The following is a 9,738-nucleotide window of genomic DNA, read 5'->3' on the forward strand; positions in this document are numbered from 1 at the left end:
ACACGCCATGGCAGGCTATCTAAACTTGGAGTTCTTACGGAGGTGTTATTAGATGCGTCAGCTTGGTTTCGGATTGCTATGTTTGATTTATTCTTCAGTGTCGTTAGCCATGATGGCTCCTAAATACCAGGTGGCAGAAGATTTGCGAGTGATGACCGATTTTATCGCCGCGCATCCAAAGGTCGCAGAAACGCTTGAATCAATCGATTATAAAGCGCGGACGATATATTTTAGCGATGGCTGCAAAGCTGTATTTGAAGTGCCTGAAAGTAGCGTGGTATCGCTGTTGTTCTCTGAGCCACCTCCGCAGTTAACGTTCAAAAGCAGTAACTGCGAACTGGAGTATGCCAATAAGCCTGATCAACCGCGGTGAATCTGTGTTGTTGGTGAGATTATTTGGGAAAAAGCCGCAGATACTGTTCCCGTAGGCTGAGTTTGAATAGCTTTAAAAAGAGCAGATAAGCAGCGCCGCCTGCTAGAGTGGCGGTTGCAAACGCAAGTTCTGGCAACGCTTCCACTGAACGAAATTGCAACCAAAAAAGAAGCATCGGTGGTACCGATGTGGCCATCACAAATCCCATCACTTTGGTCTCTTTCCACTGCCTTTGTAGCAGTCCGAAGCAACCGCCAGCAATCATTGCCAGTGGTAGTGTTATTAGAGCCAATAAGAATACGCTTAAGGTGATATCTGCATGAGGGGCGATTGCAGCGCTGTATATCAAAAGAAAGAGCGTGCCGAACAGCAGACTACAGAGAGTAGCTGAGCACCCCGCGAGCAGGGCTGGGCGTAACAGATGATGAGTCGCGGTTAGTCGATGGATCGTGACCTTAAACACGCGTCTCTCTTGTTGCATCTCACCAAATTTAAAATAGCTGGCGAGCAGCGTGTATTCTTGCTGGCTGATGGCTTGTTGCTCATCAATCATCGTCAGTATTTGTTCAGAGAAATCCAGCGCTCGCCATCCCTCGAACATCTCTATCATTACTGTCCAGTCGCTTGCCGATTGGGGTGTGAAACGTTTGAACAACGCGCCACGCTCTGTTCGGATCTCTACTCGGAAGTCTTGGAACATACGCGTGATCATTTGGCTGCTTATCCGTCTGTTATCTTGAGCGCACATTAAAGATATCATTTGGTGCAGTTGAGTGTAATGACTTGTTGGTTACTGCTGCCACGCCAAGGCAGTTCTGGCGATGCTAATGCTTGCTCAAACTTGCCGTCGATCAGCACATCTATCAGGGCGGTGACCTGCTGCTGTTCGGTGGTGAGTTGCCCAAAACGATAACCGGTCCAGCACCAAACGTCTTTGCCCTGGCACTCGTTGCGAACTCGGTTTAGTAGATGCAATACAGCGTCCAGATTGGCCGGATGTAAGGGGTCGCCGCCTGACAGCGATAGCCCCTGGCGGCGGATCCGCGTGCAGTTGAGGTCAGCAATGATCTGATCCTCAATCTCTGAGGTGAATAAGATCCCGCTGTCAGCACGCCAAGTCGACTGGTTATAGCAGCCCTTGCACTGGTGTTCGCACCCTGACACAAACAGGGTGCAACGGGTACCGGGGCCATTGACCACATCCACAGGGTAATAGGCGTTTAGGTGCATTACAGGTGCTTCACTCGGCGTTTTACCTCTTCCTGCTTGCCAGCATTAAATGGCCGCGCATCTGGGCTGCCTAAATAGCCGCAAACCCGACGCGTCACCGATACCTTGGCTGGATCATGGTTGCCGCAGCTAGGACAGGTAAAGCCTTTGCTGGTGCAATCAAATTCGCCTGTGAAATCACACTGGTAGCATTCATCTATCGGCGTGTTAGTACCGTAGTAGGGCACGCGATCGTAACTGTAATCCCACACATCTTCTAGCGCCTGCAGATTATGCTGCAAATTGGGGTATTCGCCGTAGCAGATAAAGCCGCCATTACTGATCGCAGGGTAGGCCATCTCAAAATCGAGCTTGTCATAGGGGTTGGTATTTTTCTCAACGTCGAGATGAAAGCTATTGGTGTAATAGCCTTTATCCGTTACCCCTTTAATAATGCCGAACTCTATGGTGTCTAAGCGGCAGAAACGGCTGCAGAGGTTCTCACTGGGGGTGGCATACAAGCTAAAGCCAAAGCCCGTTTCCCGTTTCCAGCGTTCAGTCGTCAGACGCAGATGCGCAACAATCGCTTGCGCTTTTTGCTGCAACATTTGGTCATCGAATGGGTGCGCATCGGTAGCCGTTTGTTGCTGGTTGTAGAGTGCGTTGATGGTTTCATGCAGGCCGATATAGCCGAGGGAAATAGACGCGCGGCCATTCCTGAACAGTTGCAGTACATCATCATCGGCTTTTAAGCGCACGCCACAAGCGCCTTCCATATAAAGGATCGGTGCGACGCGTGCCTTGACACCTTCCAAGCGGGCGATGCGCGAATCGAGCGCTTTTTTGGCCAACAGTAAGCGGTCATCAAGCAAACGATAAAAGTTCTTTTCGTTACCGTCAGCTTCCATCGCCAGCCTTGGCAGGTTAAGGCTAACCACGCCCAGATTGTTGCGGCCATCATGAACCTCCACGCCGTCCTCTTCATACTGACCTAAGAAACTACGGCAGCCCATCGGTGTCTTAAAGGAACCCGTGACTTGCACCACTTGCTCGTAGTTCAAAATATCTGGATACATGCGCTTCGAGGCACACTCCAAGGCCAACTGTTTTATCCCGTAGTTGGGATCTTGCGGGCTGCGGTTAAGGCCCTCTTTAATGACAAACACCAGTTTCGGAAAAACTGCGGTTTTGCGATTACGGCCTAATCCGGCAATACGGTTCTGCAGAATGGAACGTTGGATCAGTTTGGCTTGCCAGCTTTCACCCAAACCAAAGCCGAAGGTCACAAACGGCGTTTGGCCATTGGCGGTGTGCAGGGTATTCACCTCATATTCCAATGACTGAAACGCGTCATGGCACTCTTTTTCGGTTTGCGCTTGGGCGAACGACTCGGCATCCGATACCTGCCACTCGGCAGCTGTCGCCAAGTGCTTCTCGTAGCTGGCGGTGACATAAGGTGCCAGTACCTCATCGATACGATTGACCGTGGTGCCGCCATAGATATGGCTTGCTACTTGGGCGATGATCTGTGCGGTAACCGCCGTGGCAGTGGCAATCGATTTTGGCGTATCGATCTCCGCGTTACCCATCTTAAAGCCTTGCTCTAACATCCCTTTTAGATCAATCAGCATGCAGTTAAACATCGGAAAAAACGGCGCGTAATCCAGGTCATGGTAGTGCAACTCTCCCCGGTCGTGGGCGCTCACCACATCCTTTGGCAGAATATGACGACGGGAGTAATGCTTGGCGACGATACCCGCCAACAGATCGCGCTGGGTGGGGATCACCTTGCTGTCTTTATTGGCGTTTTCATTCAGCAGATTCAGGTCGCTCTGCTCCATTAAGCCGCGTATTTCCTGATTCAGGTGACTGGCTTTTTCCCGGGCCAGATCGCGGTCGTGACGGTACTCAATGTAAGCGCGGGCCACCGCTTTTTGCTCGCTGGCCATCAAGCTGTCTTCCACAGCTTGTTGGATCTCGTCGATATGCAACTCGGAAAGCGGTGCTAATTGACTCGCTACCTGCTCGGTGATCTGCTCAGCTATTTTTGCCGAACGAATGCCGACCACTTCGCAAGCGCTTTGTATCGCCAACTGGATCCGTTTGGGGTTGAAAGGGGCGCGACTGCCATCCCGTTTAATCACGACCTGCTGCATGTTCATCTCCTGAACTTATTATTCTGTACTGCTTAGATTGATGTAGGGCGATGGTAAGCGAGGGCAAATAGTCACAGCATGATAAGTAGGCGAACATCAACTAGCGCTGACCATATCGCCCAATCATTCATGTTGCACTGGTGCACCCCGCCCAGCATGGCATTGGTGATTGCGGCAGGTCTCCTGGCTTCTGGTATTGAGTTAACTGCCGCCTTCCCAGCGCTAAGCCAGTGGCTTTGCCCATCAGATATGGACAGAAGATGCAGCGTACCAACCAGATACAGTTACGGGGGTAGCTCCGGTTTCTCACCGGATTCCCTATTGTCCCCATGCTTGCGCATGTGTGCGGACCACAATCTGTATATATAGTGGCAGTAAAAAGCATAAGGCACTAGATGTGGTGTTTGGTGAACTACAGTTTCATTGATCGAAGGCAAGCTTTTGGATGGGTGAAACCAAGGAATCATTTAAAATGTGATGCTGCCTATGGATCCCGACGGTGATGGCAAGAAGATCTATTTCAATATGCGCTTCCCGGGCCAATACTATGACGGTGAAAGTGGGCTGCATTATAACTACTTCCGGGATTATGACCCCAACACTGGGCGGTATATTCAGAGTGACCCGATTGGCCTGAACGGTGGGTTGAATACTTATGGGTATGTTGGGGGGAATCCGACAGGGTTTGTTGATCCCAATGGGCATGCAAGAGTTAACGTTAACGGAACTGACCATGGTTATATGAATGCTAATGATTTTGTTGGGTTTATAGGTGGATTAGAAAATGAATCAGTCCATGAATTATCACTTTTAGAACATGGTAAACCAGGTATTATGATGGTCGGTGAAAATGGCAGTATTAGTATTCACCCTAACGGCTATGCAAGACTTAGTAATAGCGAAAGAAAAAGCTGGAAGTTATCAGATATTCTGCGAGATAAAATGGCTCCAGAAGGCCATATCGATTTGCTAGCGTGTAACAGCGCAACGCCACCGGTTGATGACCCTGGATATGGAAGCCTGGCACAAGTTCTGAGTAGAGATCTTTCAGGCATAACTGTATCCGGTTTTGGCTCTCTATACACTGGTAAAGATCCTCTCTCGGCAGTAGCTATACCTTTACCATATAAGGATAAGAGATGGATTAAGTCGATTTGGCAAATGAAAGATCACTTTCAAGGTGGTCAATTGACACATCGAACTTATGACCCAGGTTCACTTCACAATGCCGGTGGAGTAGCTTTCTAGTAGAAAGTTTTTCATTATCTGTTTAAGGCTATTCTAAGGTGAGATAGGTATGTCAACATTTCTAAAGATCTGTATTTTTGTCGTTGGAATCTTGTTTTTGACTATCCTATTTTCCCTTAGATTTCCTTATTTAATTAACTTTACTGGGAAATCTCTGTTGAGATGTCTTGACTATCAATTGTCTATAGTTAGGCTGCTTGACACTCACGATATCTTGCAACTAAAGACCTTCGACCTAGACCGGGAAATATTTAGCGATGCTTGGGGAAACGTTATAATGGTTGAACGTAATGAAGGAAAAGAAATAGTTTATTCATTCGGGGAGAATGGTATTGATGAGCATGGAGAGGGAGATGACTTGTCTCTTAGTAATGCTGATGCTCAAAAGGTTTATTATTGTGGCGAAAAAAACAATCGTCAGGATTAAACTATCCTTTATTAAGATCAAAGGATCAAAGGGGTCAGATCAAAGGGGTCAGAGTCGATCGATCAAAGGGGTCAGAGTCATTAATTTTGGCTGGTCTTTGTTTTGATTAGGTTGACTTTCTACGAAGTCGCCATTTTTGGCGGCTTTTTTATTGTGTATTTTTCGCTATCAGCGAAGTTGATTTTTTGCCGGACAGGGCTAGTTTTAAGGTTTTATGTCAAAGGACTGACGTGATGGCTAGGCTCCCTCGTTTAAATCTTCCCGGTATTCCTCAACACGTTATTCAACGTGGTAATAATCGACAGGCCTGCTTCTTTGCGGAGCAAGATTACGCCGTGTATTTGGATAGGCTCAGGCAGTACGCCAAGCAGTACGCTGTCAGTGTGCATGCGTATGTGTTGATGACGAACCATGTGCATTTGCTGATGACACCTGCAACAGAAAAGGGGGTGAGTCAGTTAATGCAATCTTTGGGGCGATTCTATGTTCGTTACATTAATCAAACCTACCAAAGGAGTGGCACGTTATGGGAAGGTCGATATAAATCGGCGCTGGTGGATTGTGAACGTTATTTTCTGTTGGTCAGTCGTTATATAGAACTTAATCCGGTAAGGGCAGACATGGTTGCGCATCCGGCGGAATATCCGTGGTCGAGTTATCAGGGGAATGCGTTGGACAAAGCGATCGCTTTATTGACTCCACACCCTTGCTATATTGCGCTCGGCGCGACGCCTTTATTGCGTAAGGCGGCTTATCAAGCCCTCTTTAGGCATCATATTCCTGACTATACGTTGAAAGAGGTCCGCGATGCGACCAATAAGGCTTGGGTGCTGGGAGAAGGGCGCTTCAAAGAACAGATCGCCAAGCAGACGGGGCGCAGGACAAGTCCGCTTGGCCGAGGTGGAGATCGAAAGTCTGCGGACTTTAAAGGGCTTTCCGGAAATCAATGACTCTGACCCTATCGATCAATGACTCTGACCCTATCGATCCGACCCTATCGATCCAAGGCGTCGTCAAAGTGTGATGTGGTCCGGCACATGGTCTCACCTTTGATCTGGAAGTATAAACAAAACGTTAGTCAAAGCTAACAAATAGTTGACTAAAATTAACGCATACATAACAATATCGCGTTAAATTTTTAACAAATTCAAATAGTCAGTCTTGAAATAGGAAGGGTTGTAGTATGTACCAAGGAAGAAAGGGGTTTTTAATATTCCTACTCTCCGTTGCTTTAACAGCTTGCGGTGGAGGTGGCGGAGGTGGCGATTCTGAGCCTTCTCCAGGGGTTGAGCCAACACCAACGCCTGAACCTTCACCCGATCCGGATCCCGTTGTACCTCAACCTCCTGAAGAAGTGCTTAAATCGTCTCTGTTGCTGCCAGCAGATCTTATTGACTTAAAAATAAGTTATAACGCGACGGGTAGCTCGCTATATAGAACCCATTTTTCCGCTAAAGAGCAGAAAGGGACCCATATAGTTTCGCCGTTGAATTACTCCAATGGTGGGCGTGAATATTATATCGTCAGTGAAACCAACGCACACCTCGCTGGTTGGTTTTCGCCGATGATTAATGTTAATCAGACAAACTACACCGCAGAGTTTATCCTTGATGATCCAATAGCGTTAATGAGTGATGAACTTGGGAGTCTATCTATTGGTGGCTCCGGTACAGTTCATATTGATCCTACATATGGTGACGTCGCTTTTAGTTTCGATTCAGGTGAAATAGAGCGATTTGGTAAAGAAGTTGTCACTGTTGCTGCGGGTACGTTTTTGGCAGAACACATTGCTATTGATATATCAGCTCATGCAATCATCGATGGCTATAGCTTCTATATACCTTATGAGGTTGAGTGGTGGATTGTTCCTAATTTGGGAATAGTTCAGCGCAAAGAAGGATCAGTCGCCACGTTTACAATGGGTTATGCTGTTACTGGCGATAATGACAACGATGGACTAGATAACTTTATTGACGCGTTTCCTGATAATGGCGAAGCGTTATATGATTTTGATGGTGATGGCATATCTAATCATATGGATGATGATGATGACAACGATGGTGTAGTTGATAGTGAAGACAGTGACAATTTAAATCCATATGAATCAGCTGATACCGATGGCGACGGAATTGGAAATAATGAAGATGATGATGATGACAACGATGGCTATTTTGATTCATTTGATGAGTATCCACTTAATCCTGAACGACATGTAAAAACGGAACTGGGAGAGTCTTCCATCACCTTGACGAAGGAACTGTCTTATGCGGGCCAACAGTCAGATAACCCAAGCTTTGATTTGTATTATTCCACCCAAGAAAATATAGATATCAACCCTAGTGTGATTGACGCTGACTGGTTAAATCTCTCTATTGTGAATAGAGCTTCAGGAGAAAAAGGGGATATTGGATATATTCGATTAACAGTCGATTATTCGAAACTTGAGGTTGGTGAATACAATGCTAGACTGTTAGTCAACGACCCTATCGAAGCAACTCCGTTAGAAGTTAATGTTAAATTTAATTTGACAGCCCCTGCACTATATATTGAATTATGTGGCGTCACCTACGACTCTGGAAGGAATTGTGATGATTCAGTAAATTATATCAGTTTTGAAAAAGGCTCTGCGCTGAAAAAAAGATATGTTGTAAATACTGATCGTTATGGTCACTCCCATATTTCTGGTGCTATTGAGTTTGGTAGCGTATCTTCATTTATGGAGCTAAAAAAATCGACAGAAGACAGCGACGGCTTGCTATTCGATTTATCGCTTGATCCACTTTTAACTAGCGAAACAACAGAGAAAGGCTATGTGGATTTAATTCAAAAGCTGGAAGACAGGGAAATCAGCACGCGAGTAGAATTTGATGTGTTTTCATCAGCGGGTGTTTTTTACTCAGATGAAGCCTCGGTCAGTTTTAGCTCTTTCCCTGATACGGAAGTACTGTCTCAAACCATTCATCTTATCAGTGAACAGCCATTGCCTGAGGACTGGTCTGCAGTTTCTGACCAGCCGTGGCTGCAGCTGCACAAGTTCGACAATACTCTTACATTAAGTGCTGATGTAACAGGTTTGGAAGAGAGTATATTACATGAAGCTCTAGTGACGATTAGTGCAGACGGTTTTATTAACGAAACTGTTGAGGTTCCTGTTTCATTTTGGATTGGTCCGGCTAGCTTACCAAGTAATATTAAGCTTTCATCCCTAGGGTATTTTCTATCGAATGCACTTGACCCATATCGTCCTTATGTTTATTTATCTAGTAAGGATAGAGATACTAGTGTAACGGTTTATAATTACTATACAGAAGAAGTTGTTCGTGTTTTTGACATATTGTCTGATCTAGAAACTGAAGCCGATTCATATAGTAGTGTAATACATAGAACTTTGGTTAGTAAAGATGGCCAATGGCTCTATTTAATATATGATGATACTGTGGTTGTCTATAATGCGAATGATTTTGAATTATACAAGACATTCGATGTTCCTGAATATTTGGATGATAATTTTACTGTTAATTATTATCAAGGTCAGCATTTAATAACATTTACTGGCTCTTTTGAAGAGCAGACCTATACATATGATGGAATCCCTGTTGATATACCTCATACTTTCCAGATGAATTCAATTGGGGCAGATGGTCGTAGTGCTTGTTTTACAGAGTACGATTATTCAATAAGTGATATGCGGACGACATGTGTATCGACGTTTATCGCAACGTTAAACCCTCTAAGCTTATCTGTAACCGAATTGCCTTCGCTGGGTAAGGATGGATTCTATCGCAGTGATATGGATGATGTTACATATGTATTCGAAGATAAAAGTGATGAGAGAGTACTACAGGCGTATGATAACTCCGGTATCTTACTGTACGAGTACTCTGTTTTAGACGAGTTGAAGCTAGATTGGACCACTGAGACCGCATATTCTGTTGATAGCAATGGTGTTGTTACGCTAGCCACCCTACCTAATTATTTTCATTCTTCAGAGATCTATATGTCTCGTTTTGATCGAAGTGGGAAGATCGAAGATTTTTCTATGGAAATTGAGGCGACTAATAGTTCCGATGCTGCTTATTTTACCGGTAAGGGACAAGTTTCCAATGATGGCCTATATATGCTGAGAAAAGAGCAGTTGATCAGGTTGATTAACTTGTGAATTTGATCAAAGGGGCCAGTGATCAAAGGCGTCAGAGTCATTGATTTTGGTTGGTCTTTGTTTTGATTAAGCTGTGCCGTCCTAAAATAAGTTGACGGTTTTTAACTAAGCCAGCGCCCATTCAGCGCTGGCTTTTTTATGCACCTCTTCAGGTGTTTTCATATCA

General features: G+C 45.5%; 8 protein-coding genes and 1 riboswitch. Of the genes, 5 read left to right on the forward strand and 3 right to left on the reverse strand.

Annotated elements, in window-relative coordinates:
* Positions 1–52 precede the first annotated feature (52 nt).
* Complete coding sequence (locus tag DU002_RS05550; RefSeq protein WP_114337359.1) at positions 53–373, forward strand: hypothetical protein; 321 nt, start codon at positions 53–55, stop codon at positions 371–373.
* Between the two features lie 19 nt (positions 374–392).
* Here DU002_RS05550 and DU002_RS05555 read toward each other — a convergent pair whose 3' ends face one another.
* Genes DU002_RS05555 through nrdD form a run of 3 tightly spaced genes read right to left on the reverse strand, consistent with a single transcriptional unit; the run spans position 393 to position 3,738 of the window.
* A complete protein-coding gene (locus DU002_RS05555; RefSeq protein ID WP_114337360.1) occupies positions 393–1,085 on the reverse strand; it encodes a hypothetical protein in 693 nt (230 codons plus the stop codon).
* 44 nt (positions 1,086–1,129) lie between these two features.
* Positions 1,130–1,603 carry an anaerobic ribonucleoside-triphosphate reductase-activating protein gene (nrdG, locus tag DU002_RS05560; protein ID WP_114337361.1) on the reverse strand — a complete coding sequence of 158 codons (474 nt, stop codon included), beginning with the start codon at positions 1,601–1,603 and terminating at the stop codon, positions 1,130–1,132.
* Positions 1,603–3,738, reverse strand: coding sequence for an anaerobic ribonucleoside-triphosphate reductase (nrdD, locus tag DU002_RS05565; RefSeq protein ID WP_114337362.1), 2,136 nt, complete (start codon positions 3,736–3,738; stop codon positions 1,603–1,605). The genes nrdG and nrdD overlap by 1 nt, the downstream gene beginning before the upstream one ends.
* Positions 3,739–3,894: 156 nt before the next feature.
* Positions 3,895–4,108, reverse strand: a riboswitch (cobalamin riboswitch).
* A gap of 107 nt (positions 4,109–4,215) precedes the next feature.
* On the opposite strand from nrdD, the gene DU002_RS19420 reads away from it, so the two are divergent.
* From DU002_RS19420 to DU002_RS05585, 4 genes are all read left to right on the forward strand, one after another.
* Positions 4,216–4,986: an RHS repeat-associated core domain-containing protein gene (locus tag DU002_RS19420; RefSeq protein ID WP_199405173.1), complete on the forward strand. Its 771-nt coding sequence runs from the start codon at positions 4,216–4,218 to the stop codon at positions 4,984–4,986.
* 277 nt (positions 4,987–5,263) lie between these two features.
* Positions 5,264–5,413: a hypothetical protein gene (locus tag DU002_RS19340; protein WP_158537970.1), complete on the forward strand. Its 150-nt coding sequence runs from the start codon at positions 5,264–5,266 to the stop codon at positions 5,411–5,413.
* Between the two features lie 233 nt (positions 5,414–5,646).
* Positions 5,647–6,363, forward strand: a complete 717-nt coding sequence (locus DU002_RS05580; protein WP_114337364.1) for a transposase — start codon at positions 5,647–5,649, stop codon at positions 6,361–6,363.
* 233 nt (positions 6,364–6,596) lie between these two features.
* Positions 6,597–9,572, forward strand: coding sequence for a hypothetical protein (locus DU002_RS05585; RefSeq protein WP_114337365.1), 2,976 nt, complete (start codon positions 6,597–6,599; stop codon positions 9,570–9,572).
* Positions 9,573–9,738: the final 166 nt, after the last annotated feature.

The organism is Corallincola holothuriorum, from assembly GCF_003336225.1.
In the GTDB taxonomy this organism is placed as follows: Bacteria; Pseudomonadota; Gammaproteobacteria; order Enterobacterales; family Neiellaceae; genus Corallincola; species Corallincola holothuriorum.